Source organism: uncultured Chitinophaga sp., from assembly GCF_937898475.1.
Classification (GTDB): Bacteria; Bacteroidota; Bacteroidia; order Chitinophagales; family Chitinophagaceae; genus Chitinophaga.
On the sequence record NZ_CALEJS010000007.1, the window covers coordinates 1 to 24,346 of the forward strand.

At 47.7% G+C, this 24,346-nt stretch carries 22 protein-coding genes; 6 read left to right on the plus strand and 16 right to left on the minus strand.

The genetic code is table 11. From position 1 onward, the window contains the following. Nucleotides 1-198: 198 nt before the first annotated feature. The 6 genes from Q0577_RS00300 to Q0577_RS00325 form a co-directional block, all read right to left on the minus strand. Nucleotides 199-915, minus strand: coding sequence for an endonuclease/exonuclease/phosphatase family protein (locus Q0577_RS00300; RefSeq protein ID WP_298731638.1), 717 nt, complete (start codon nucleotides 913-915; stop codon nucleotides 199-201). 10 nt (nucleotides 916-925) lie between these two features. Next, nucleotides 926-1,036, minus strand: coding sequence for a heme-binding protein (locus tag Q0577_RS00305; protein ID WP_298731640.1), 111 nt, complete (start codon nucleotides 1,034-1,036; stop codon nucleotides 926-928). 92 nt (nucleotides 1,037-1,128) lie between these two features. Beyond that, a complete protein-coding gene (locus Q0577_RS00310; protein ID WP_298731642.1) occupies nucleotides 1,129-1,620 on the minus strand; it encodes a Crp/Fnr family transcriptional regulator in 492 nt (163 codons plus the stop codon). A 235-nt stretch (nucleotides 1,621-1,855) separates the two neighbouring features. Then, a complete protein-coding gene (locus tag Q0577_RS00315) occupies nucleotides 1,856-2,527 on the minus strand; it encodes a type 1 glutamine amidotransferase domain-containing protein (protein ID WP_298731644.1) in 672 nt (223 codons plus the stop codon). A 44-nt stretch (nucleotides 2,528-2,571) separates the two neighbouring features. Then, nucleotides 2,572-2,862, minus strand: a complete 291-nt coding sequence (locus Q0577_RS00320) for a putative quinol monooxygenase (protein WP_298731646.1) — start codon at nucleotides 2,860-2,862, stop codon at nucleotides 2,572-2,574. Nucleotides 2,863-3,141: 279 nt separating this feature from the next. Beyond that, nucleotides 3,142-4,059 (minus strand): winged helix-turn-helix domain-containing protein, encoded by a 918-nt coding sequence (locus Q0577_RS00325; RefSeq protein WP_298731648.1) that lies wholly within the window; start codon nucleotides 4,057-4,059, stop codon nucleotides 3,142-3,144. Between the two features lie 176 nt (nucleotides 4,060-4,235). On the opposite strand from Q0577_RS00325, the gene Q0577_RS00330 reads away from it, so the two are divergent. From Q0577_RS00330 to Q0577_RS00350, 5 genes are all read left to right on the plus strand, one after another. After that, entirely contained in the window at nucleotides 4,236-4,778 is a 543-nt protein-coding gene (locus Q0577_RS00330) for a hypothetical protein (RefSeq protein ID WP_298731650.1), read from the plus strand. Between the two features lie 175 nt (nucleotides 4,779-4,953). Continuing rightward, the gene (locus tag Q0577_RS00335) at nucleotides 4,954-6,474 is read left to right on the plus strand and encodes a thioredoxin-like domain-containing protein (protein ID WP_298731651.1); all 1,521 of its coding nucleotides are present in this window, start codon (nucleotides 4,954-4,956) and stop codon (nucleotides 6,472-6,474) included. A 430-nt stretch (nucleotides 6,475-6,904) separates the two neighbouring features. Continuing rightward, on the plus strand, nucleotides 6,905-8,539 hold the full coding sequence (locus Q0577_RS00340; RefSeq protein ID WP_298731653.1) for a S41 family peptidase: 1,635 nt from the start codon (nucleotides 6,905-6,907) through the stop codon (nucleotides 8,537-8,539). A gap of 123 nt (nucleotides 8,540-8,662) precedes the next feature. Continuing rightward, a complete protein-coding gene (locus Q0577_RS00345) occupies nucleotides 8,663-9,634 on the plus strand; it encodes an aldo/keto reductase (protein ID WP_298731656.1) in 972 nt (323 codons plus the stop codon). 42 nt (nucleotides 9,635-9,676) lie between these two features. Next, complete coding sequence (locus tag Q0577_RS00350; RefSeq protein ID WP_298731658.1) at nucleotides 9,677-10,483, plus strand: AraC family transcriptional regulator; 807 nt, start codon at nucleotides 9,677-9,679, stop codon at nucleotides 10,481-10,483. Between the two features lie 21 nt (nucleotides 10,484-10,504). Here Q0577_RS00350 and Q0577_RS00355 read toward each other — a convergent pair whose 3' ends face one another. The 3 genes from Q0577_RS00355 to Q0577_RS00365 all read right to left on the minus strand — a co-directional run bounded on the left by Q0577_RS00355 (nucleotide 10,505) and on the right by Q0577_RS00365 (nucleotide 13,389). Beyond that, nucleotides 10,505-11,407: a helix-turn-helix transcriptional regulator gene (locus tag Q0577_RS00355; RefSeq protein WP_298731660.1), complete on the minus strand. Its 903-nt coding sequence runs from the start codon at nucleotides 11,405-11,407 to the stop codon at nucleotides 10,505-10,507. Between the two features lie 106 nt (nucleotides 11,408-11,513). Next, on the minus strand, nucleotides 11,514-12,275 hold the full coding sequence (locus Q0577_RS00360; protein WP_298731661.1) for an SDR family NAD(P)-dependent oxidoreductase: 762 nt from the start codon (nucleotides 12,273-12,275) through the stop codon (nucleotides 11,514-11,516). Nucleotides 12,276-12,396: 121 nt separating this feature from the next. Beyond that, nucleotides 12,397-13,389 carry a zinc-binding alcohol dehydrogenase family protein gene (locus Q0577_RS00365; protein ID WP_298731662.1) on the minus strand — a complete coding sequence of 331 codons (993 nt, stop codon included), beginning with the start codon at nucleotides 13,387-13,389 and terminating at the stop codon, nucleotides 12,397-12,399. A gap of 323 nt (nucleotides 13,390-13,712) precedes the next feature. Between Q0577_RS00365 and Q0577_RS00370 the strand changes: the two genes are divergently transcribed. Continuing rightward, entirely contained in the window at nucleotides 13,713-14,120 is a 408-nt protein-coding gene (locus Q0577_RS00370; RefSeq protein WP_298731663.1) for a VOC family protein, read from the plus strand. A 55-nt stretch (nucleotides 14,121-14,175) separates the two neighbouring features. Here the strand turns inward: Q0577_RS00370 and Q0577_RS00375 are convergent, their stop codons facing one another. The 7 genes from Q0577_RS00375 to Q0577_RS00405 all read right to left on the minus strand — a co-directional run bounded on the left by Q0577_RS00375 (nucleotide 14,176) and on the right by Q0577_RS00405 (nucleotide 24,211). After that, on the minus strand, nucleotides 14,176-15,960 hold the full coding sequence (locus tag Q0577_RS00375; RefSeq protein WP_298731664.1) for a RagB/SusD family nutrient uptake outer membrane protein: 1,785 nt from the start codon (nucleotides 15,958-15,960) through the stop codon (nucleotides 14,176-14,178). Nucleotides 15,961-15,985: 25 nt separating this feature from the next. Then, nucleotides 15,986-19,348 (minus strand): SusC/RagA family TonB-linked outer membrane protein, encoded by a 3,363-nt coding sequence (locus Q0577_RS00380; protein ID WP_298731666.1) that lies wholly within the window; start codon nucleotides 19,346-19,348, stop codon nucleotides 15,986-15,988. Nucleotides 19,349-19,440: 92 nt separating this feature from the next. Beyond that, the gene (locus tag Q0577_RS00385; protein ID WP_298731668.1) at nucleotides 19,441-20,427 is read right to left on the minus strand and encodes a FecR domain-containing protein; all 987 of its coding nucleotides are present in this window, start codon (nucleotides 20,425-20,427) and stop codon (nucleotides 19,441-19,443) included. 100 nt (nucleotides 20,428-20,527) lie between these two features. Beyond that, nucleotides 20,528-21,127 carry an RNA polymerase sigma-70 factor gene (locus Q0577_RS00390; RefSeq protein ID WP_298731670.1) on the minus strand — a complete coding sequence of 200 codons (600 nt, stop codon included), beginning with the start codon at nucleotides 21,125-21,127 and terminating at the stop codon, nucleotides 20,528-20,530. After that, nucleotides 21,084-22,604 (minus strand): family 43 glycosylhydrolase, encoded by a 1,521-nt coding sequence (locus Q0577_RS00395; protein WP_298731672.1) that lies wholly within the window; start codon nucleotides 22,602-22,604, stop codon nucleotides 21,084-21,086. Before Q0577_RS00395 ends, Q0577_RS00390 begins: the two co-directional genes overlap by 44 nt. Before the next feature lie 149 nt (nucleotides 22,605-22,753). After that, nucleotides 22,754-23,245: a hypothetical protein gene (locus Q0577_RS00400; RefSeq protein WP_298731674.1), complete on the minus strand. Its 492-nt coding sequence runs from the start codon at nucleotides 23,243-23,245 to the stop codon at nucleotides 22,754-22,756. A gap of 120 nt (nucleotides 23,246-23,365) precedes the next feature. After that, nucleotides 23,366-24,211, minus strand: a complete 846-nt coding sequence (locus Q0577_RS00405) for a class I SAM-dependent methyltransferase (protein WP_298731676.1) — start codon at nucleotides 24,209-24,211, stop codon at nucleotides 23,366-23,368. Between the last annotated feature and the right edge of the window lie 135 nt (nucleotides 24,212-24,346).

The window sequence follows — 24,346 nt, forward strand, 5'->3', positions numbered from 1 at the left end:
AAGTTAAAAGCTGGACTTGTTGTTAGAAAGATGGGGTTGGTCGCTGGCTTACGTTTATTATGTAAATAAATTTGACAGCTTCATTTACCCTGCCAGTTCGAAGTGAACTATTTTCAACATGCAATTTTTCAGGGAACATCGAACTAATGACTTCCCGTTTCTATTCTATATCTGCGGTTTCATAGATATAATCCAGCTTTAAAAGAAGTCTAATTCAAAGTCAACAATCAATGGTTTGTGATCACTATACTTTGTCCATGCTTCATATGTACCTACTTCCACATTTTTTAATTTTCTGATTAAGTTTTCTGAAGCAAAACAATAGTCAATATGATAAGGTCGGTCAATTTTTCGGTGCATAAAAAGTGTACTATCTCTTTCTTCTCCTTGAACTTGGTTATGGAAGTTGTGGTAAGTGCTTAGTATATTTTTTGTCATCAAGAATTTTACGAGATTAGTATGATTATACACACGCTTTGGTTTATCCCAAATTGAATTGCTATTAAAATCACCTGCAATAATCACATTATCTTCACCGAGAATGTCGCTGTAAAAATGTACAGCGCTCCAAATTTGTTCAGTGTAACAGTCATGATATTCGGGTTTTTGTGCCCATACGGCAAAAAGTGTAATACTTATTTTGTCATTATAGATATTAAGGGGTAAAACAAATTTGAATAACTCATTATGGTTAAATTGCTTAATTTTTAGCTCTCCAAAAGTGAAAACGGCCAGCCCTTTATTACGATTGTTCCCAAACCACAATTTATCTGTTGGAGTTTTTGTGTCTCCCTTAAAGATTATTTTGTCTGGGTGCTCACATTCAGGGACAATAAGAATATCAGGTAGATATGCTAAAATAATTTCGGCTTTTTTTCTGAAAGCCATATTACAGTTCCATGTTATGATTTTCATGTTAAATATTTTAGATAACTCCCTTATCCAGGATAGCTATATTCATAGGAACGCCAATTTCTGCCGCCTTCGCTTCTGCGGCATTAGCTATCTGTTTTGCTTGTTCTACGGTAACATCCATGACCTATAGATAATGATCTTAAAAATTAACATTCAGATACAAATTTAGATCAGGGAACTACTGTGAAAAATGATGTATGGTAATTTAGACGCCTAAGAACGGGACAATTCTTTCCTGATGCGGCTTAAGCTTTCTGTCGTAATGCCCAGGTAAGAGGCCAGGTGGTAATTTTTAATTGTTCGTTCAATCTGCGGATAGGTTTGTAAAAATATCAGGTATTTATCCTTTGCGGGCATCGCCAGGTCGGATAAGATCCTTTTCTGATAAGTGGAAAAAAAACGTTCCATTTTTATCCTGAAAAAGGTTTCGATCAGCGGCACTTCCAGGTAAAGTTCTTCCATGCTTTTCTTCGAGAGCCGGTAAATAACCGCATCATGGATACAGTCTATGTTAAACATGGCCCTTTCGCCGCTGAAGAATGCCGTATAATCGCTGATCCACCAATCATTCACAGCAAATTGTATGGTATGTTCCTTTCCGGAGCTGTCGATAAAATAAGTCCTAAGGCATCCGCTGTACACATGATATTGATAAGGAACGAACTGTCCGGCACTTAATATGATCCTGCCTTTTGGTACATGCATTTCCTTAAATTTTGCGGATACGATTTCTACATCCGCATCAGTAAGGTTAACCTCTTTAAATATTTCTTTAACAACAGCATTTTCCATTGAATATATTTATTGAGTGCTGGCCATTTATGGTGATCAGTCCGGGTTGATACTCAAAGATAAACTATTTCACCATTGGTAGTTTAGATGGCAATAAAAGGGCAAACAGTGTGCTGCCTGCCCTTACTATTGACTTTTACCCTGCATATTACGCTTCCAAAAGAGAAATAACATTTAGTGCGGTAGCACTGGCCGAAGCGGGGTTCTGACCGGTCACCAGGTTCCCGTCGACAATACTGTGCGGGGCCCAGGCAGTACCGGCATGAAACCTGGCACCTTGTTTAGTCAGCGCTGTTTGAAGATCAAAGGGCACGTCCGCCGAGGCGTAATTAGCTTCCTCTTCCGTGGTAAACGCAGTGATATTCTTGTCTTTTACCAACAACGACCCATCGCTTAGTTTTACATTAAGCAACGACACAGGTCCATGACACACTGCCCCAACAATAGCGCCGCGCTCATAGGTTTCGGCAATAACCTTTTTCAGCAACGGTGCCTCCGGCATATCTACCATCGGGGCAAGTCCGCCCGAAACGAAAATGGCATCATAAGCGCTGACATCTACATCGGCAAGCTTTGTGTTGTTTTGCATCTTATTCCATCCTTCGCCGTTCAGAAAGGCTGCATTTCCAGGTTCGTCCTTTCCTTGCAGGCCATCCAGCGACGGAACTTCTCCTGTAAGGCTGGCAAAGTCTATTTGGTATCCGGCTTTATCGAACGCTCCGTAAGGGTGCGCTGCTTCATCCAGAAAAACGCCAGTTTTTCTGTGGTTAGGTCCAATCTCATGCGCATTGGAAACAATTATTAAAACCTTTTTTGACATGACTGCATTATTAAAAAGTGAATAATCTGTTACTTCATTAGTTTTTAGAAAAGCTTGTTAAGCAATTGTACCTCGCGGTTTTCGAGATACGGAATGATCTCCGTCACTACGGTTTCCCGGTAGTGCGCCGAATTTTTATGGAAGTTCAGAGCCTCCTGATCGGCATAGCGCTCATGCAGGATCAGTACGTTGGCATTATCGGCTGCCTGGTAAATGTTATAAAGAAGGTTTCCCTTTTCTTTTTTGGTATCTGCCGCCAGTTGCGGTAGGAGGCCAAGTATCCGTGAAGTTTCTGATTCCCGGATGGTCCATTTTATGATCAATTCTTTTTCCATTGTGATTTTATTTAGTATTCGTTTCAAATATTTAGTCAAATGTCCGAACGCTTTGGCGTGAAAAAATTGATGTATGGTAACAAACATCGTATTGGAAGAATTTTCTACATCATTAAGCATGCTCCCCAATCGGGCTATTCCATCAAAAATCCCCTTTGAAGTTATTATAACGGTGGGTCCGGGGTGGTGACTGGCATAAAACCAAACGGCGCCATTTGAAGACAAATAGCGCCGTTTTTTATATCCAATAAGTTCCTTTCTGAATCAAAAATTCTTTTTTTAACCACTAATCTCTAACTTATACCCCTTCCCACGTATAACCACAATCCTGATATGCTGATCCAGCTCCAGCTTTTTCCTGAGTTTGGATATAAACATATCCAGGCTGCGGCCCACTATAACCCCTTCATCTTCCCATATCTCTTTTTGCAGCCGGCTTCGCTCTATCACCTCGTTGGGCGCCAACGCAAAAATGCGTAGCACACGGGTTTCAGTCCTGGTCAGCTCTATGGTCTTTCCATCTGCCATGAGCTTACGCGCCGCTGTGTCGAACGACATTGCCCCCAATTTGAGCAGGTCAGTATGCTGGTTATCAGCTAAGTCTGTATCCTGACGATCTATTAGATCCTCTTGTTCCCTGGCAGGTCTCCAGAAAGTAAATCCAACCAATGCTAAAAATGCCAGGCCGCCCAGGAAATGTTTAGTCTTTGTTGTAATGATAGCCGTTGGATTAAATTTAATGTTGATCATGTAACATGCTTTGGGTTGCTTTCTTCCTAAACAGGTTACAATATCATTTTTCTTATCTTTTGATATAGCATATCCATAAGCTACCCTGCCATCTGCACAGCTCAGTACGTTGACAACATAATCGGTTGCAAGCGGGTCTCCGGACAACAAACGCCGGGTAGTATTCACCAGGTGGCCGGTTTGAAAAGTAAGATTATTCTCAAAACTGATCTGGTATTCGTTTTCGGCGATCTTTTTTACCGGAAGTACCCGGGATGTGCTGTCGCCTGACTGCAATAATACTTCATGCCCGATCCGGCGGAGTAAGATTTCCCTCCGGGCAACTTCATAATCGTTACCGCCAGCCATACTGAAAGCCAGGCCAATGATGGAGATAAGCAGGAGTAATGACAATGCACCCACGTACTTACGTTTCCCGGACAGGAGATTGCGGATATAAGGCTTCATGTCAAGAGATTATTTACAAAGGTTACATTTTAATTTACAATCCAGGCGCCCTCGTCTGGATACTTTCAAGGTATTTTTGTTGTATCAGCGCTTAAAGGGTACGAAAACAAAAGAAATGCCTTAAACGGGGCTGATTTATCCGGATAAAGATTTATTTACTTAAAACTACAAAAAATATGAAAAAACTTATCTATGCGCTGGTCTTAGTGCCGTTGGTGGCAAGCGGACTAGTACTGGCTAACCGCGAAATTAAACAGGGAACTGCTGAAAAACCGGCCCCGAAACCGCCCTCTGCTGCTGAAATAAAGGCCGCGCGGGAACAATGGGAAGCTACCCCTGCTGGTATAAAATTCAAAGAATGGGAAGCGTCTCCTGGAGGTAAAAAAGTACTGGACGGCGCCGCCAGCATAAACAGGCATATAAAAGCTAATACCAATATGGAAGCTGTGGTAACCTCGCTTTCTCTTCCGCCAGGCGCTCGATTAGGGTTCGGCTTGATGGTCAGGATAGATGATGTCGATTATATTCTCAGTTTCGGGGCGGGAAAGAATAGTGAATTTCAGCAATTGCGGAGCCTGAAAGTTAACGACAGGATAATTGTAAGAAGCCAGGCTGTATCGTACGCACCGAAGTATTCCTATCCGATAGTAACGGGCGACTATGTGGAGCGGGATAGTAAAATACTTTATAAACGTCCCCCCCGCAAAGGCGGTTGCTGAGTAAAAGTTAAGAAATACATGCAAGTATATGGTTGGTCCCTGGCGGTTGTTTACACCGCCTGTGGACAACCGCAAACAGCGCCAAATAAAGATAATATCCATCAGGATGCCAGATCAGTTGGAAAAATAGTAATTTACAAGGACAAAAGTGGGGGTCACTATCCACTACATCCTTATGCGAAATCATCTATTGTTAATTTGCTTACTGCTCTGCGGTTCTTCATCATTCTCTCAAAGGCTGGCGAAGATCACTATTACACACCCTAAGCTATCCGATGGAACCGTTGTAAAAGTATATCAGCCTTTCGGCAGATTTGCCAATAACCTTACCGTTACCAGTGAAGTGGTCGCAAAAAACGGCCTGTCGGAAATTTCTTTGCCCCTGGCCGTTCCCGGTGTTGTTAAATTCCAGTCTGCCGCTTTCACCTATAAGTTATTCATAGCGGAAGGAGATACAATCCGGGTTGACGGCAAGCCGGACAATACTTACAGTATTTCCGGTAGCAATAGCGACGGTCAATACTACGTAATGCGTACGCCGCCCCTTGGACGAGACCTGGATCCGGAATTTGACGCTGTTATAGCCCCTGCCTCCCGCGGAGCTGCAATTGTAGATAGCGTTGAGCAATGTATGCGTAAGTATAAGTCCATTTACAACGCATTGTTTTCGGAGGGTAAGATCACCCCTTCGCTGCATCAATATTTTATGGTTCATGTAGAGGCGATTACCCTTATGTATACCTACATGAGGTATAGTAGTTATTTAGAGGATGACAATCCACCGCCTGCAATTAATAAGATGCCCCCCAAGTGGGCCATATTGGATGGCCTGAATAGACTGTATACCAAATATGATGCATTTGATGCTAAGTACCAGGTCAGCCAGATTCAACAAATCATTGCCGGAAACAAACTCCGGTTAACCGGCCAGATTTCGGGGCCTTCTTATATTGGTGATAAGGCCAAATGGGATGTATTCAGAGAAGGTAACCAAATATATGCCACTGCTCCGGATTCAATACAAGAGTGGAAAATGGCTTCCCTGATTTTATCCAACATTAGTCATGGAGATTTATCAAAGGAGATATTGGACAAGTATAAACAAACATTTAATCAATATTATCCGAATAGTGTGTGGACGGACATTGTTGAGCGGGAGTTTGCAAAAGTTCCGGATGTTGCTCATCAGCGGGCCGCCAATAGTAAAATGGGATACTATATCGAGTATAATGGGGCAGCCGGTGGGATAAAGATGGTTCAAAACACTGCCTTGAAGACGATAAATGACATTGAGGGATTGGTACGGTTGCTTGCAAACGGTAAACCATTGATGGTAGACTGCTGGGCTACCTGGTGCGGCCCTTGTGTTGCCCAGTTCAGACATAGTGAGGAATTGCATCGTTTCCTGGATAGCAGCTCCGTTAACATGCTATACTTATCTTTTGATTCGCCTGCCAACCGGAAGATCTTTCCAACTATCAATGATTATAAACTGGATGGCATGCATTATGTCGCGTCCAATGAAATTATTGAGTCAATCGCTAAAATATATAATGTTACCACCCTAAGTATACCTAAGTACCTGCTTTTTGACAAGGATGCTAAGCTGTTGCATGCAGACCTGGAGCTTCCCGGTTCCGGCGCCCGGCTGTATGGGCAGATTAAACAGCTATTGGAAGACGCCGGGAGGCAATGAAATACATCCATCCATCACCGTTCAAAAACTGTAAAGTTTTTCCAGGACCGGTCACTGACAGATGCCAAAACCGCACTGTAAGATCCCGGAAATACGTTGCCACCTGACAGATGTACTGTGACAGATCGAAGGTATTCAATGTAAGACAACAGATGTGTCATGTAAGCTGACAGATGTACCGTGCAAGCTGACAGATGTACTGTGACAGATCGAAGGTGTTCAATGTAAGATAACAGATGTGTCATGTAAGCTGACAGATGTATCGTGTAAGCTGACAACTATTCCGTGTAAGACAACAAAAGCAGCCCCCCACCTGACACCGCTTCCCAACTACTTCGTCTCCACCCATCGAAAATATACCCCACAAAAGCCGTTTTTCCTTAAATTGTCGTTGTAACATATCTGTTTAAGTCCAACGCTATCACCACCCATGACCAGACCCACATTGCTGCTCCTGTTGTTAATAATTACAGGCCCCTGTTTTGCACAAAGCTATACCGAGCTTGCCCAGAAGGCCTACGAAGCATATAATAGTAAGGATTATACGAAAAGCGCAAGCCTCTATATCCAGGCAATTAAAAAAGGCGGCCTCGATTTCAACAACTACTACAACGCCGCCTGCTGCTACGCCCTTACCGGAGATAAAGAGAACGCATTTAATTTCCTTGCACAGGCTATTAAATATGGCTATTCCGATACCGCCCACCTGCAGGAAGACACCGACCTGAACCTGCTGCATCCCGATCCCCGCTGGGCACAAATGGTAACAGATGCAGCAGCTATTGCTAAAAGACAGGAAAAGTTCTGGGACGGACTGGCATTAAGCAGCCCCTATCAACCCGATCTCTCTCCCAATGAAAAGATCGCCGGCCTGTCAAAACTGTGGGCAGAAGTAAAATACAGCTTCGTCAATTTCCACCTGGTGCCCCAGCTGGATTGGGACTCACTCTACATGGCTTACCTTCCTGAAGTAACGGCCAGCACCAGTACGGCGGAATACTATAAACTGTTAACCGCCATGATCGCACAGCTGCATGATGGACATACCAATGTGAATGTCCCGCCCGCGCTGTATAGTACTTTTTATGCAAGACCCGCTTTCCGCACAAGGCTGGTGGAAGATAAGGTGCTGGTGGTAACCATATCAGACCCGGAGCTGAGAAAACAGGGCCTCAAAGAAGGCCTGGAACTGGTGGAGATCAATGGACTGCCGGTTAAAGATTATGCTGAGAAATATGTTAGGCCCTTCCAAAGCTCCTCCACTCCGCAGGACCTCGACACCCGTACTTATGAGTATGCATTGTTTGCAGGGCCCTTAGATTCTACTGTGCATACAGTGCTGGTGGATGAAAAAGGGAAGCGGCTAAATTTTCCGGTAAAGCGTATCCCGCTGGCGGATAACGGCAAGTACGGCAAACCGGCCTTCCAGCTTACCTGGCTCAAAGACAGTATTGCCCTGGTAGCCCTGAATTCTTTTGGATCTGATAAGGCGGCGGAGGACTTTCTCCGGGCTTTCGATACCATTGCAAGAGCCAGCGCCATCATCTTTGATGTTCGGGATAATGGAGGCGGCAGCAGTAATGTAGGCTATAGTGTACTGCGATGCCTTACCAGAAACAACATTGCCACCAGCAGCTGGTACACCCGCGACTATCGACCTGCCTACAGGGCCTGGGGATCCCCCGAAGGGAGGTATGGCTACGGCGATAGTTATGTAGACCCTGACAAAAAACACTACTACAGTAAACCGGTGGTGGTGCTCACCAGTCCCCGCACATTCTCCGCCGCCGAAGATTTTGCCGTGGCTTTTGATGGTATGGATCGTGGCCTGATCATTGGCGAGCCCACCGGCGGAAGCACCGGGCAACCCATGTTTTTTGCCCTCCCGGGAGGCGGCAGTGCAAGGGTTTGCTCCAAACATGATCTGTATCCCGACGGAAAAGAGTTTATAGGAGCAGGCGTCCAGCCAGACATCCTGGTAAAGCCTGCGGTTGCTGATCTGAGGAAAGGGAAGGATACGGTACTGGAAGCAGCCATAGCCGCATTGAAAAAGAATGCCAGGTAGCTGCAGGCAGTTTATATCGTTACCGGCAGTGAGCCGTGAACGAAAGTAAATTGAGCTATGGAGGAAAACGGCCACAAGGTATAATGGTTGATCTTTGTATCGTTAATCAAAAACATAACGACAATGTCAACAATAACAAAGATAGCCCTTGGCAAGAACGGCCCGCTGGTATCTAAACTCGGATTAGGTTGTATGCGCATGTCCCCGGTTTGGGGTAACAGAGCCACTGATGAGAACGAAAGTATCGCTACCATCCACATGGCGTTAGACAACGGTATCAACTTCCTGAATACAGGTGATTTTTATGGTCACGGACACAATGAAATGCTGGTAGGCAGAGCGATCAAGGGAAGAAGGGACCAGGCTTTCATCAGTGTCAAATTCGGCGCGATATTCTATAATAACCAATGGCTGGGACTGGATCTGCGTCCCAATTCCATTAAGAACTTTATCAACTATTCCCTGGTTCGCCTGGGTATAGATACCATAGATCTTTACCAGCCCTGCAGAATGGACAACAGTGTGCCCGTGGAAGACGTCATTGGAACCGTAGCCGATTTGATCAAAGAAGGAAAAGTACGTTACCTGGGCGTTTCTGAAATCACTGCTGATCAGCTGCGCAAGGCCCATAGCGTTCATCCGGTAGCTGCACTGGAAATAGGCTATTCACTGGCAGACCGCCAGATAGAGAGCGACCTGCTGCCGGCTGCCAAAGAACTGGGCATCGGTGTTGTAGCATTTGCCAATACGGCGGAAGGACTGCTCACCGGCGACCTGAAAGCGCCGCTTCCTGCTGATGATTACCGCAGCCACTTCTCACGTTTCCAGGGAGAGAACCTGGTAAAGAACCTGGAAAAAGTAGCGATACTGAAACAAATGGCAAAAGAAAAGGGCTGCTCACCAACACAGCTGGCCATTGCCTGGGTAAATGCACAGGGAGATCATATCATGCCGCTGGTAAGTATGAGCCGCAGAACACGGCTGCCCGAAAACATGCAGGCCATGGAGCTGCAGTTTACTCCTGAAGAGTTAAACACACTGCATACGCAATTTTCACCAAACGCTATATTGGGAGGTACTTACCTGCAGCGTTAATGATATTGCACCTGAACTTTACAGGTTTTATACCTTTGTACAATGAAAAATCCCACTCAGATCATCCCGGGGGTCATATTTTACTCCTTCCTTACCACCGAAAGAAAGGAAAAGGTGGCATTCATGGAGCATAATACCCTCGTCTTACAGGTTTCCGGGCGTTTTGCCCTGGAAACCACGGAAGAGAAGGTGTCCATGACCAGCGGCCAGATGCTGCTGATACAGAAATACCAGCTGGGTGAACTTACCAAAATCCCCCTGGAAGGGGAGGACTATCAAACCATCGTTATCAGGCTGAAGGAAGACCTGCTAAGGGAGATTGCCCTGGAAGAGCAGATAGCGTGCGGGCAAAAATATACGGGTCCCGCTAATATTCTTTTGCCGCCGAACGATTTTTTGCATGCATACTTTCAGTCCGTACTTCCCTATGTCCGCCATCCGGAAGCGAAAATAACCAATGCCGTGGGTAAGCTGAAGGTAAGGGAGGCCGTATACCTCCTTTTACATACCATGCCCCAGCTCAGCAGTTTTTTATTCGACTTTTCGGAGCCTCACAAAATGGACCTGGAAAAATTTATGCTCAGCAATTTCCATTACAATATTCCTGTTGAACAATTTGCACAGCTCACGGGAAGAAGCCTGGCAGGCTTTAAACGTGATTTCCAGAAAATATTCGGGATGGCGCCGCGGCAATGGTTACTGGAACGACGCCTGGCAGAAGCGCGGCACCTGATCGAGAAAGACAAAAAGCCATCTGCTTTTTATCTCAGCCTGGGGTTTGAAAGCCTTTCTCATTTTTCATACTCCTTTAAGAAGAAATTCGGCAAGGCGCCTACGGAGTGGGCGTGATGGATCTTCAGAACAATCTGCTCATGCTGTAAATCGCTGCCGGAATGCAGCAGGCGTCATACTGGTTTTGATCTTGAACAACCTGCTGAAAGACTGCGGATGCTCAAAGCCTAACTGGTAAGCCACTTCACTGACAGACATATTGGTTCCCGACAGCAAGTCCTTGGATCTTTCAATCAGTTGCTGATGAATGTGCTGCTGTGCATTCAGCCCCGTAAGTGATCGCAGCATATCGCTTAAATAATTGGGAGTATAGTTGAGTTGCTCCGCCAGGTATTGTACCGTAGGAACGCCCTGGCTAAGGGCTTTGTCCTCTTCGAAAAATTTACTGAGTATTGTTTCCAGCTGTTCCAGCAGGTTGCCGGTTACCACCTGGCGGGTCAGGAACTGGCGTTTATAAAAACGCTTGGCATAACTCAGCAGCAGTTCGAGCTGGGCAATCACCAGCTCATGGCTGACTTCGTCAATGCTGCTGTTTAATTCATCGCCGATGATCTGGTAAAGTGAAAGGATGGTCTGTTTTTCCTTATCAGACAGGTGCAGGGCCTCATTGCTGGCATAAGAGAAAAAACCATACTGTTTTATTTTCCTGGCGATGGGGTGCCCCTGCAGAAAGTCGGGGTGTATGATCAGGGAGTAACCCTTGGTTCCCCTGTAGCTGTTTGTATTGGCTATTACCTGGTTAGGGGCGGTGAACAGCATTGTGCCCTCGTCAAAGTCATAATAGCTTTGTCCATACCTGAATTGTCCCGATACTTTGGTAACGAACGTAACCTTGTAAAAGCCGGTTACATAACTGGCGGGCAGACGGGTCAGATCCACTATATTATTCGTCATATCCAATAAACTGATCAAAGGATGAACAGGTCCCGGCAATCCCAGCATCCGGTGCATTTCGGGGATCGAGTCAAGTTTGCTGATCATAACATTTCACATTTCACATTCAAAGATAATAACTGTGACCGGCGACTGATACTGCACCGGTCACAATTTATTGTAGTTTACTTATCCTGGCAAAATAATGGCTGCACTACCAGGCCAGCGGTCCGTTGGGACCTGTAAAGCTGCCGGTGGGAATATCGTTGGCCAGGGCCACGCGCACCGGTTCTCGTGCGCCGGTTTCGAGGCTGTCGGTACCCTGGAAATTGTTCAGCGCGGTGGCGGTAAAGCCGGGACTGGTGGCATGTACCTTTATGTTTTCCTTCTCCAGTTCTATGGCAAAAGCAACGGTAACGGCGTTGAGTGCCGTCTTGGATGCGCCGTAAACAACACCGTAATGTTCTCTCGACCAGCAGGCCGGATCAGACATCCAGGTTAGTGAGCCAAGCGCGCTGGATACATTCACAATGCGCGCTGCGGATGATTTTCTCAGCAGCGGCAGCATGGCCTGGGTAACGGCAATCACACCAAATACATTCGTTTCCCAAACGGTTTTTATTTCATCCAGGGAGGCAACGCTGGGACGGCTGGCCTCGGTTATTTCTTCGAGCGTGCGCCCCGGCTTACCCGCATGGGAGATGCCGGCATTGTTTACCAGCAGATCAAGGCGTCCCTGTTCCTTTTCTATGCGTGCCGCCGCTGCCTGGATGTCCGGCTGCTTTGTAACATCCAGCTGGATGGCATGTGCAGCGGGGCCAATATCGGCCGCCGCCTTTTCACCATTGGCCAGGTTACGCGATCCCACATATACAATATATCCGTTAGCTGCAAGCGCCTTTGCAATCTCATTACCTACGCCCTGGTTGGCCCCTGTGACCAGCGCAACGGGCTGCTTATTGGTTACTGATTCCATTTGTTAACATTTAAAATTCAATGATCTTATTGTTATACAAATTTCAGCAATCACCATTTGCTGCAGTTAACCGAATCATGGACAATTGTAACCTAAATGCCGGAACCCATATAAGGAAATGTTAAAACTGCAGCAGCACTTTACCAAAGGGACGGTCTTCTATCAGGAATTGCTGCGCAGCGGGCGCTTCGTCTGCCTTAAAGATCCTGGCTACGATAGGTTTGATGGCGCCTTTGCTGAAGAGGGTTAACAGCTGACCCCATACTGCCTGCTGCTGTTCGTTCGTGAACCAGCCAGACAGGCTTTGCCCGCGCATCTGTAATCCTTTCCATACAAAATCGGTGATGTTGGCCGTAAACTGCGTGCCTGCTGAGTAACCGATGTTGACGATAATACCGCTCCGTGCCAGTGAACTGATAGCATCGCCGGTCAGCTGGCCGCCAATGCTGTCCAGCACAATGTCAACACCTTTGCCGCCGGTGATCCGCATTACGCCTTCCCGGATGCTTTCTTTTTCCAGGTTGATCACGTTGGTATAACCTGCGTCTTCCGCAATTTTAGCCTTTGCAGCTGATCCGGCGGTAGTGATCACCAGTGATGCGCCCAGCGCGGTTGCCAGTTGCACACCCGCATTACCAACAGAACCACCCACGCCCAGCGACAACACGGATTTGCCGGGTGCAAACTCTGCCCTGTTTAAACAGGCCATAGCGGAAAAGAAGCCCCCAAACGCTGCCGCTGCTTCTTCATCAGTAAGTGTATCCGGCGTTTTTACGAGTTCAGACGGTTCAACGGCCAGGTATTCCTGCCAGGCGCCATCCGTGGTAATACCGCGCACGGTACCCTGTGCGGTGAAACCTGAGATGATCACCCGCGTACCGGCGGGGAAGTCTGCATTGCCCTTCACCACAATACCGGCGGCTTCATTACCCAGTATCATGGGCGGTTTTTTAGCCTGTGGTATCAGCCCCTTACGTATAGTATTATCCACCGGGTTCACTGCGGCAAAAGTTACCTTCACCAGCAGCTGGCTGCCGCTTAAGGCAGGTTCCGGAAGTGTTGTAAGCTTCAGCTGATCATAAGCGCCATACTCAGTAAATTGAATGACTTTCATAATGGTTGTTCATTTAAGACCGAACGGTCCGTTTTTGGATAATAAAAATTTGGTCCTTTTCATAAAGCATCTGAATACCACCAGCAGCCGGCTGGTTTATTTCCACTACCTCGCTCACTGATGTGCTGAAAATGCCGATGATGGTATCCTTTGTTCATGACGGGGCAAAGTTAAGACCGTACGGTCTTTTTTCCTAATAATATTTTGTTAAGATAGCCTGCTGACATACTGTTGTCACAACCCCTATACAATTTTGCAGGGACAGTTCCTGTAAGGCGGGCGTACACGTCATTACAATTTTTAAACGAGGTAAAAAACGAATCATGCAACTCCTTTCCGTTAGGATCATTACGGCCGACATTCAGCGCTTAACCGAATTTTATGCACATGTCACCGGCTTATCGTTCAGGTTTTACTCGCCTGAATTTGCAGAGCTCCAGACCAATACCGCTGTTTTGGCCATAGGAAGCACCAAAACCCTGCAGGCTTTCGGGGGCGACCAGGTTGCCAAAGCCGCTGAAAACAGAACAGCCATTGTCGAATTTAAGGCGGAGGATGTTGACCGCGACTATGAGCGGCTGGCTGAATTCCTGCAGCCCTACATTGTGCAGGCGCCAACAACAATGCCCTGGGGAAACAGGTCGCTGTTATTCCGCGACCCTGATGGGAACCTGGTTAACTTTTTCACTCCTGTTACGCCGGAAGCGGCTAAAAGGTTTGAAAGCAAGTAGGTTTTAAAAAAAGTTGCAGGAAACTTCCTGCAACTTTTTAATCAACCACCCTTACTTAGTACCCCGGGTTCTGCACAATCCTCGGGTTCCTGTCTATCACATCCTGCGGTACGGGGTTCAGGTACATTTTCTGCGTAAACACATGCGGATGGTTCAGCGGCACAATCTCATATTTCCACACCCCTGCATTATCATTGGGCGATGTATTCGAGATCTTCATAGCGTGCTTGTCCACATTCATCACAGTACTGGCGGTTTTCCAGCGGATGATGTCATAAAATCTTTTGTTCTCAAAACAGAGCTCCACTCTTCTTTCCTGGTAAACAGCGTTCCGCATCTCCGCCTGTGAGAGACCCGGCGCCAGGTCGGGTAAACCGGCTCTTCTGCGCACCTGGTTAATGGCATTATACACACTGGCATCCGGCCCCACTGCTTCGTTCTGTGCTTCTGCATATCCCAGCAACACCTCCGCATAGCGGTAGTAAATAAAATTAGCCCCGCTTACGGCGCCGCCACCTGGTCTTACCAGGGGGTTCAGTTTCTTCTTAAAATAATAGCCCGTATTGCCTACATCATCCGTCCCAAAGTCGATCTGGTTCTTGGAAGGGCGTACTTTATCAATGCGGGTGTATATGGTGTCGCCTTTGTCCATCCAGGTCATTTTATAAGGCGCACCGTCATATACGATCCAGTCGTAAAAGCGTTTTTCACGGCCCACATAGGGATGCTGCGGATCATAGCCGGAGCCAGGGTCGGTAATGGGCTTCCCGTTGGCCATAAAGAACTGGTCCACCAGTTCCTGTGTGGGGCAGTAGTTGCCCCAGGTGTAATAGGCCCCGTTAATCCACACCGGGCCGCCATATTGTTCAAAGGATGATCCCATGGTGTTGGCAACTACCTGTCGGTCCCACACCACTTCCGAATGATATTCATTGGCTTCATACCAGATGGCGGAAGGATCAGGAAACAGTTCGTATGCTTTGCCGTTACCATAAAGATCAATGAACTCCCTGAATGTAGCGGCAGATTTTGCCCAGCGCTGGGCATCGAAGTTATTGTAACCGGCTACCCTGGCAGGGTCATTGCCTGCTGCCGGTTGTGCGGCATTGAATGCCGGGCTGGCGGCGTATAGTTCCACCCAGCCTTTTAAGGCCAGCGCGGCGCCCAGCGTAGCCCGCCCTGCATCTGCATCACCTTTGTTATATTTAGGCGGCAGGTTGCCGCCTTTGGCAACGGAATCCAGTTGCGTGGTGATAAAGTCTGTTGTTTCTGCAAAAGTGCTCCTGGGAAGATAGAGCGCGGCGCTATCCATGGTGCGCCGGTCGCCGGGCGTGGTAATTATGGGTAGGCCGCCAATATGCATCCATAGCTCGCTGTAAAAAAAGGCGCGGAGAAACCGGGCTTCGTCCAGCCGTTTGTTCAGCCATTCCGGGGAGAAATTCTGCGCGTTTTTACGCACTTCTGTGATGAATGTATTGCATTTGCGGATGTTGGTGAAAGTGGTGGTCCAGTTGGTCAGATCTGCAGAACCGGTAATGCCGCCCCATACCGTATAGTCGTTGGAGGAGGCTTCTATAATGCCCTGTTTCCAGTTGTAGGAAGTATAATAGAAACCGGCGTCGTTGTCGTCTGTGAAATTATCCAGGTTTTCCGGCTGGTTCCAGTAATTGGGCAATGCGCTGTAGATATCGTTCAGGAAAAGATCGGCATTCCCTTCTGTGCTCCACTGCATTTCGTCAGTGAGCTTTGTCTTATCGGTATTTTCCAGGAATTCTTTTTTGCAGGACAGGATGCTGAGCGCCAGTATAGCAAGCAGCAACAGCGGTATGAATCGTGTCATGGTATACTATTTTTACAGGATGAATCTAAAAAGTGACATTTAATCCAAACACAAACACCTTCTGGTTGGGATAGGCTGTTTCAAGGTCTGTATAGCCTACTTCCGGGTCCATAAATTTCATTTTGCTGAAGGTGAGCAGGTTTTGTCCGGATACATAACAACGGACGCTCTGCATCTTCATCACATTTGAAATATGGGCGGGAAGCGTGTATCCCAGCACGGCTGTTTTTAAACGGAGATAACCTGTTTTCATCATCCAGAAATCCGAGTTCTGTGTGTTATTGGCGTAAGGCGACTGGTTGGCACGCGGGTACCTGGCATCAGGTGTGCCGGGCGTCCAGTGGTTATTATAGTATTCATACGCGGAATTACTATTGTTGTTGTTAAAGGGCACTGTCTGGAAACCACGGAAGTTCAGGCTTGCGAGCGCAGATCCCTGGAAAAATAAGCTCAGGTCAAATCCCTTCCAGGATGCGCTGGGCGTAAAGCCATAGGTAATGAAAGGATACACCGGGTTACCGATCACCGTTTCATCATAGGAGTCTATTTTGCCATCGGGCTTTCCATCGGGGCCGCCGATGTCTGCATAGCGGATATCGCCGGGATGCAATACGCCAAACTGGGTAACGTTGTATCCGTCCTGGCTGTTGATCACACCATCGTTGTTCTTATCATCCTCCAGCGAGAACAGTCCCAGTGCATGATAGCCGAATTGCGTGCCAATGGGTCTTCCGGTTCTGCTGCGATTGGGATTGTCTCTTGTGGCAGCGGTTTCAAATACCTGGATCATTTTATTTCTGGCATAGCTGAAATTACCGTTCAGGTTCAGCTGTAAACCATTGTTGAAGCGATGGCTGCTGCGAACGGAAATATCAATGCCGTTGTTTTCCATGACGCCTTCGTTTTCGTCAGACAGATCCAGGCCATATTCTACGGGTACGGTTACTGCAGGCGGCAGCAGCATGCCGGTCCTTTTTTCATGGAAGTAATCTATCTCCAGAGAAAGCAGGCCTCTCCAGAAGGTAGCGTCTATCCCTATATCTGTTTTGGTGGAAATTTCCCAGGTGATATTGGGATTGGCTTCGCGGGTGATGTTGGATCCCTGTACCATATTGCCGTTACCATAAGCATAGGCATTGCCGTATAAATTGTAACCATTGAGGTACTGGAAGGCAGCCCCGGCCAGGTTGCCTGATTTACCCCATGAGCCCCTTAATTTCAGGTAGTTCAGTGCAGAGGGATGGTCTTTTATGAAGCTCTCTTCAGAAATAACCCATCCTGCAGAGAAGGCGGGGAAATAACCCCAGCGTTTGCCCGGAGCAAAGTAGTAGTGACCATCATAGCGGCCGGCTGCCTCAAACAGATATTTCTGATCGTACACATAACCTACGCGGTATACAAAACCGAGCTGGCTGCCGGTGATCGTGGAGCCATTGTTGTCGAAATCATTTTTGTTGGAGCTGCCCATCCCCAGCTCGTCAATGTCTACCGCAAAATTATTACGCCGGGCAGAAAAGCCGGTGGAGTCATTCTTACGGGCTTCAGCTACCACCAGCCCGGTGAAATCGTGTTTACCAAAGGTGTTGTGATAGTTGAGATATCCCTGGTAGGTAAAGAACTGGTTTTTGGAGTATTCCTGGTTCAGCCAGGTATACGGGGCAGCGCTTCCTTCGGAAGTGGAGATCTGTTTAGTATAGGTGTAAGGGTTAGTGGCGGTATTCTGTGAATAAAAATAGAATGGTGTGTGCCAACCCTTCACCGTAAAATCATTGGGGTCATAGCTGAAGGTGCCTTTAATGCTGAGCCCTTTAATGAAAGGCAGTTGCTGTTCCACGGCAAGGGTAGTCAGCAGGGAAGTGGCTTTGCGGTGAGAGTAGCCTGCCTTCAGGATACCTACCGGGGTGTTGCCCGCAAACTCGCCCCAAAGGCCGTTACTGTAGTAAAGATTGGTGATGGGTATCAGCTTGTATGCGCTGCGGAAAAGCTGTCCGGGTGTGGTGGCGGCATCTACGCTGTTGGTATTTTCAATGGCGCCGATGAGAGCCAGGGACACGGTAGTGGTAGGAGTCGCGCTTACTTCCATATTTACATTATAGTCGTATCGCCTGTAGTTGACCGGGTTAAACATACCATCCTGTTTAAGGAAACCGAGACCCGCATAATATCTTACAACCTGGTTGCCGCCGCTTAGCTGCAGGTTATAGTTTTGAATGGGTGCGTGCATGCGTACCAGGTCTTTCGTATTGCTGATAGGATATCTGTCCGGATCTTTAGCGTTGAGATCAGCATACGTATTAATGAGCTCATCGCTGAAAGGTTGTTGTGTACCGCCGGGATTCTCGTTCATATAAGCTTCATTGCGCAGGCGCATATAATCCTGTGCGTTCAGCATTTTGGGGTAATAGGTAGGCGTTTGAAAACCATAGTAGGCGTTCAGTGATAAGGAAGGCTTGCCTGTTTGTCCGCGTTTGGTGGTAATGAGAATTACGCCGTTGGCGCCGCCTAATCCATAAGGGGCTACTGCAGCGGCGTCTTTCAGTACGGTAACAGACGCAATGGAGCTGGGCGATATCTCGTTGATGTTATTGCGGATGATGCCATCTACTACTATCAGCGGCGAATTGTTGCCTGTAGTGGCAATGCCCCTGATGTGTATGTCAGGATTATCCATGCCGGGTTGCCCGCCGTTAGGGCGCATGCTGATGCCCGAAACATTTCCGGCAAGCGAATTGGAGATGTTGGTAACGGGCGACTTTGCCAGCTCTTTTCCCTGTACCGCCGCAACGGAAGCGGTAGAAGAAGTTTTTTTCTGTGTGCCGTACCCCACCACTACAACTTCATTTAAACCGCTGGCGCTTTCTTTCAAAACAATGTTGATAGGTTCGGCAGTGCTCACTATTTCCGTTTGTTCATAACCCACATAGCTGAATACCAGTATTACCCCGGTGCTGGCCTGCAGTTCGAACCGGCCGTTTTCATTGGTCATGGTGCCGATATTGGTGCCTTTTATTTTTACAGATACACCAATGAGCGGATCGCCATGTTCGTTTTTCACAATGCCGCTTATCCTGGCAACGTTTACAGGACCGGATGCAATTACAATGGCGTTGTTACTCATTACCGTGTAGCGCAATGGGGTGCCGGCAAATGTTTGGGACAGCAGCTGTTCTACCGTGGCGTTTTCTGCATGGATAGAAACAGGCGGCTTTTCCGGAAGAATGTCGTCGTTGTAGATCAACCGGTAGCGGCTTTTTTGCTGGATGGTTTTCAGTACTGTTTTAATGCTGACTTTATCCAGGGAGATGCTGATCTTTTCCTGGATGGCAGAGTTGGCGTATATGGGCATAACGCCGGTGAACAGTAAAGCCCATAGGATCATTATTTTCATAACATGGAGTGATAAAGGGTGATGGAAAGTAAAGTAAATGGTGGTCTGGTATTTTTATGTCATAGCCTTTGTTTTTGAAATAAGGAATACGGTCAGTTACTGATGTATACTGCTTCTCCACTGATCCGGTACCGGAAGGGACGGGAAAGCTGCAGCATTTTCAATGCCTCGTCTATTGATTCTGTATCAATGATGCCGGAGAACCGCAGTTGCTGCAGTGCTGCCGATTCAAAATGGAAAGTGACGCCGTACCACTGGCTCATCATCGCTGCCAGTTCGCCAAAGCTGTTGTTGTCAAATGCCAGTTTATTATTCAGCCAGGACGTTTCAGGAAGCTGCCCACTGCTGTCTTTTTGGGGGTGTGCCTGCTCAAAGGCGCCGGCCTGTCCGCTGAGCGGTACGGTTAGTTTTTCTTCGGGGCGCATTACTACGGTTTTCTCCTGGAATGACACTGCAATTTTTCCGCGGACCAGGGTAGTGAACACGGCACTATCGCCAGCATAAGCTTTCACATTGAATGCGGTGCCAAGTACCCGGATATTCACTTCCCCTGCATGGATAATAAAAGGGACGCCTTCGCTTCTGGCAATATCAAAAAAGGCTTCACCATTGAGTGTAATTTCCCGGTGCTGTTTACCAAACCCGTTCTTTTCATAATAGAGCCGGGTATTGCGGTTGAGCCATACAATGGAGCCATCGGGCAGCGCCACTTTTGATTTTCCGCCGGGCGCAGAAGACAATTGCTGCAATACCGGTGCAGTTGGGCGTAACAGTATCCAGCCCGCCCATGTTGCTGCCAGTACCGCCGCCGCAGCCGCCGCTGTCACCAGCCTGCGTACAATAGGTGTATGCCGCCGCTGTTGAAGTTGGGGGCTGAGCGTTTCCCATATCCGCTCCTGGTGGCCGTCAGCAGCGTTTACATCCTGCAGGGGCGTCTGCCAGATACTGGCGGCCAGTTCGCCGGAAGCAGCTGCCTCCGGATCCTCTTTCAGCAATGCTTCCAGCTCCGCCTGTTCGGCAGCAGCAATATCGCCACTCAGCTGCTTCCCGAGTAATATCCATATACGGTCTTTGCTCATAATATTATTTAAATGATTGTTAAGGAGCGCTCAGGGTGTAAGACAACAGGCAGCAAAAAATACCCCCAAAAGGGGTGGAGATTTTTTTTGGGAAAGCGGCTTATTGATGGCCGGGCAGCGTTGTAACCAGGATTGCTTTCATCCGGGTCAGTTTTTTGAGTGCAATGCCTACCTGGTTTTCCACGGTTTTTATGGAGATATTCAGCAGATCAGCTACTTCCCGGTATTTGAGACCGTCTTCTTTCACCAGTTTAAAGATAAGGCGGCACTGCGGCGGCAGCTCACTGATAGCTATATTGATATGCCGCACCAGTTCATTGCTGATAAGTTGTGCTTCGGGGTTTATTGTATATTCGGGTAAATGTACTTCATCAATATGCAGTGTTTTCTTACGCGCATATTTTCGCACGTAATTCAACGCAATGTTGCGGGTGGCGGCGTAGAGGTACCATTTGAGGTTGCTGACCTGCGGAAGGTCATTTCTTTTTCGCCATACGGCAATAAAAACGTCTGCTACTATTTCTTCCGCCATTTCCCTGTTGTGTACAATGGCGAGGGCCAGCTGCAGCAGGGGAGTGCAGTAGCGGTTGTATAATGTTTTAAATGCCTGTGTATCACCGTTAAAGATACTGTTTTGCAGCTCGTGGATATCGTGCTCAGGGGATGATCTGCCACAATTCCGCATCATACTGATTTTCATACCACTGTTCCAGTTTGGTGCCGGGAGTCTGGTTGCTGTAGGGAACATTCAACGCCATCAGGCTTCTGCGGTTGATGATCTTAAAGTACCCGTTGCCCATATCCTGCACCCGCCAGTGCTGTGCTATATTATTGTTGTCATTCCATTGGATAAGGATATTGCCGGCATTAAGCGAGCCGCCTGCATTATCCAGGTTCAGGTTGGAGGCAACCGACTTTATTTTATAATAACCATTTCCCAGGTTGATAAAATTCCATTTCTGCGCAACGTTGTTGTTATCCGTCCATTGCTGTATCTGTACGCCAGGTGTACTGGTTCCGCTGGGAACGTCCACGCATTGCGAAGTTACTTTGGACTTGATCTTATAAACACCATCTGCGATTGGCATGGCGTAGCCGGGCCCAACGGAAGGGGACGGAACAGGGATACCTTTCTCAATAGGATACCCGAAGTAAGGAATGTTACCATCCCAGGAGAACTGCTGGGCCATCACCCTTCTGTTCCACCCGGAGCCATCGCTGTTGGCAGCATGATACACGATCCACCACTGGATGTTATCCGGCGATTTGACAAATGAGGCATGCCCCGGGCCATATACATTGCCGAACCTGGAGAAGGCGGCGGTTGGGGGTTTGTTCCAGGAGGATTTGGACATGAGGTCGCCATTGGTGCAGGTAAGACGGCCCAGGCAATAGTCATTGGTCCAGCTGCCGCTGGCGGAGTAAATAATATTCACCGTATTGCCGCTGATAAGCGGGGTAGGGCCCTCGTTGACGGTGGGCGAACCAACTTTTTCCCAGGCGTAGTCTGGCCGGGATATTTCTACTCTTTCGCCCGAAATCGTATAAGGATTGCTCATCCGGGCAATGTAGATATACTGCGAAACATTGGTAGTGCCTTCCCAGCCGGACCATACAAAATATTGCTGGCCGTTGAAGTCGAACGGGGAGCCATCAATGGCCCAGCGGTCGGTAGTGGCGCTTAACTTTGCTTTAAAGTTATAAGCGCCCGCAAGGGGATCGTTGGCATTCGTGCCGCCTTCCAGCACATACATCCGGTGATTGGCATTATTGCCGTCATCAGCAGCAAAGTAAACATACCACCTGCCGCTGCGATAATGCAGCTCCGGCGCCCAGAGGTTGGAAGAATACATGGTGCCGCCGGGAGGCGTAAAAATATAGGTTTTGGCCTGTAGCAGGAGGTCCTGCAGGGTAGCTGATTTAGTGATCCATAAGCGGCCGCCGTCAGATCCGCAATAGTAGTAAAAGCCGTTCACCCGGATCACCCAGGGATCATAGTAGCTGCCATTGTCGGCCGAGGAAAGCGGGTTGTTGAAAATAGGGGAGGCGCTTTCCGTACGCGGTGTACGCCCTGTTTTGTCCGGAACCATATCGGTATCCGCTTTTTGTGCTTTACAGGCATGGATGAATCCAAGGGCCAGGAATATGCATAGGTGTAACAAATTTGCTGTTTTCATAACTGTCGGGTTTGGAGGCTGGCAAAAAATGCCCGGAACAAAGCGTCGCTTTAAGATAGGAATAATATTTTACATGGTAACCGTTATAATATAGGAAAAGGGGCCGATCGGAAGACCGGCCCCTTTTTTCAACAACACGTCACAACTCACTATTGAAACAGGAAGACGTTGAACATGCTGATGGCAGTTTTGACACTGCTGTCAGACAGCTTGGTATTCCTGAACTGGATAGCGGTAAAGTTATTACTGCCGCAGTCGGCCACATCAAAAGACCGGGTCACCACTTCTCCTGTAGAAAAGGAAACGGTGGATACACCCTGGTACGCCTGTCCCTGCAGATGGAACTGAACATCCATCCGGAAAGTGGTATCGGCAGTAAATACTTTGTCGAATAATACTACCTCGCGCTGCAGATCCTTTTCAGTACCCAGTACCATTACCAGGTCATCTTCAGTGGAAGCGGCGGGATCAATATCATAGATCCTGCCGAAACCGGATAGTTGTACAACACCATCTGTATTGGCCAGTTCGCGGTTATCAATAATGGCGATTGAGGCTGCATTTCCGGGCCTGCTTAAGTGTCCTGGTGTACCATTGTTGGCAACATTGTCTATCTGCTGATAGATCTTTGATTTTAACATAAATCGGAGCATTTGATTTAATAAACAATAAGCGATGACTATGGCGCGCTCACAGCACCGCTTTGGGGTTTGATAAAACAAAGGTAGCTGCCCGGTATGCATTGGATATGCGCAGCCGCATCAGCGTTGCACGGTTACCAGCAGAAAGGTGGCCGGGATAGTTGTTTTACCTGGATCATTGCTCCTGTTCTCACGGTTGAATAAAGTTTCCAGCTCATTTTGCAGTGCGGCGTCCTGTCCGTTGTATTCAGCTGCTTCAAAGGCGTTCATGGTAGGGCCATAGTACTTCCTGAATATGGCAACCAGTTCAGCGGGAGAAAAGGGAGCATTGAAAGTATATGTATCTCTTTCAAAGGAAATACGCTCCGCAGGAATACCGGCTTCACCAAAGCGTTCAGTTACATGGCTTTCTACTCCCCATAGCATTGGGCTTACAAATCCTTCCGGTGGCGGCGGTGTGTAAGCGGCGCTGATCTTCAAAATCTGTGCTACCAGTGTGGGATCATTGGGTATCCAGTTGCCCATTACAATACGGCCGCCGGGGCGGGTCACTCTTACCATTTCTTCTGCCACATCAAACGGCCTTGGTGCAAACATGGCGCCGAAGATGCTAATTACCAGGTCAAAACTGGCGTCACTGATTTCTTCCAGGTTGGTAGCATCGCCTTCCCTGAAATAAATGTTGCTGAGAGCTTCTACCTGCGCGCGTATGTTTCCCGCCGCTACAAGATTGGCTGCAATGTCAACGCCTGTTACATTTGCGCCAAGCCGCGCTGCAGGAATAGCAGTAGTGCCGTCACCGCAACCCAGGTCCAGTACATCCATACCGGCGCTGATGCCCAATTTGCGCACGAGCGCCATACCGCTTTCGCGCATGGTGGCAGCAATACGTGTAAAGTCGCCTTTTTCCCACAATGCCTTGTTAGGATTTACAGCAGGTAATGCTGTGCTTGTTGCTTTCTCCATGTGTGATGTTTTTGAGGTTAATTAAAAAGCACAGGCTTCCAGTGGGGTAGTAACAAGGGGAGATTCATTAAGTAAGGTGGGATGAAGATACAACCTTTGGCATTAAGCAGAAAATCCGTTTTGTTAAATATTTGC

Bases quoted from the DNA above. Each gene is read 5' to 3' on its own strand.
- Q0577_RS00300 (WP_298731638.1), bottom strand. From the start codon at position 915: ATGAAAATCATAACATGGAACTGTAATATGGCTTTCAGAAAAAAAGCC.
- Q0577_RS00305 (WP_298731640.1), bottom strand. From the start codon at position 1,036: ATGGATGTTACCGTAGAACAAGCAAAACAGATAGCTAATGCCGCAGAA.
- Q0577_RS00310 (WP_298731642.1), bottom strand. From the start codon at position 1,620: ATGCATGTACCAAAAGGCAGGATCATATTAAGTGCCGGACAGTTCGTT.
- Q0577_RS00315 (WP_298731644.1), bottom strand. From the start codon at position 2,527: ATGTCAAAAAAGGTTTTAATAATTGTTTCCAATGCGCATGAGATTGGA.
- Q0577_RS00320 (WP_298731646.1), bottom strand. From the start codon at position 2,862: ATGGAAAAAGAATTGATCATAAAATGGACCATCCGGGAATCAGAAACT.
- Q0577_RS00325 (WP_298731648.1), bottom strand. From the start codon at position 4,059: ATGAAGCCTTATATCCGCAATCTCCTGTCCGGGAAACGTAAGTACGTG.
- Q0577_RS00330 (WP_298731650.1), top strand. From the start codon at position 4,236: ATGAAAAAACTTATCTATGCGCTGGTCTTAGTGCCGTTGGTGGCAAGC.
- Q0577_RS00335 (WP_298731651.1), top strand. From the start codon at position 4,954: ATGCGAAATCATCTATTGTTAATTTGCTTACTGCTCTGCGGTTCTTCA.
- Q0577_RS00340 (WP_298731653.1), top strand. From the start codon at position 6,905: ATGACCAGACCCACATTGCTGCTCCTGTTGTTAATAATTACAGGCCCC.
- Q0577_RS00345 (WP_298731656.1), top strand. From the start codon at position 8,663: ATGTCAACAATAACAAAGATAGCCCTTGGCAAGAACGGCCCGCTGGTA.
- Q0577_RS00350 (WP_298731658.1), top strand. From the start codon at position 9,677: ATGAAAAATCCCACTCAGATCATCCCGGGGGTCATATTTTACTCCTTC.
- Q0577_RS00355 (WP_298731660.1), bottom strand. From the start codon at position 11,407: ATGATCAGCAAACTTGACTCGATCCCCGAAATGCACCGGATGCTGGGA.
- Q0577_RS00360 (WP_298731661.1), bottom strand. From the start codon at position 12,275: ATGGAATCAGTAACCAATAAGCAGCCCGTTGCGCTGGTCACAGGGGCC.
- Q0577_RS00365 (WP_298731662.1), bottom strand. From the start codon at position 13,389: ATGAAAGTCATTCAATTTACTGAGTATGGCGCTTATGATCAGCTGAAG.
- Q0577_RS00370 (WP_298731663.1), top strand. From the start codon at position 13,713: ATGCAACTCCTTTCCGTTAGGATCATTACGGCCGACATTCAGCGCTTA.
- Q0577_RS00375 (WP_298731664.1), bottom strand. From the start codon at position 15,960: ATGACACGATTCATACCGCTGTTGCTGCTTGCTATACTGGCGCTCAGC.
- Q0577_RS00380 (WP_298731666.1), bottom strand. From the start codon at position 19,348: ATGAAAATAATGATCCTATGGGCTTTACTGTTCACCGGCGTTATGCCC.
- Q0577_RS00385 (WP_298731668.1), bottom strand. From the start codon at position 20,427: ATGAGCAAAGACCGTATATGGATATTACTCGGGAAGCAGCTGAGTGGC.
- Q0577_RS00390 (WP_298731670.1), bottom strand. From the start codon at position 21,127: ATGAAAATCAGTATGATGCGGAATTGTGGCAGATCATCCCCTGAGCAC.
- Q0577_RS00395 (WP_298731672.1), bottom strand. From the start codon at position 22,604: ATGAAAACAGCAAATTTGTTACACCTATGCATATTCCTGGCCCTTGGA.
- Q0577_RS00400 (WP_298731674.1), bottom strand. From the start codon at position 23,245: ATGTTAAAATCAAAGATCTATCAGCAGATAGACAATGTTGCCAACAAT.
- Q0577_RS00405 (WP_298731676.1), bottom strand. From the start codon at position 24,211: ATGGAGAAAGCAACAAGCACAGCATTACCTGCTGTAAATCCTAACAAG.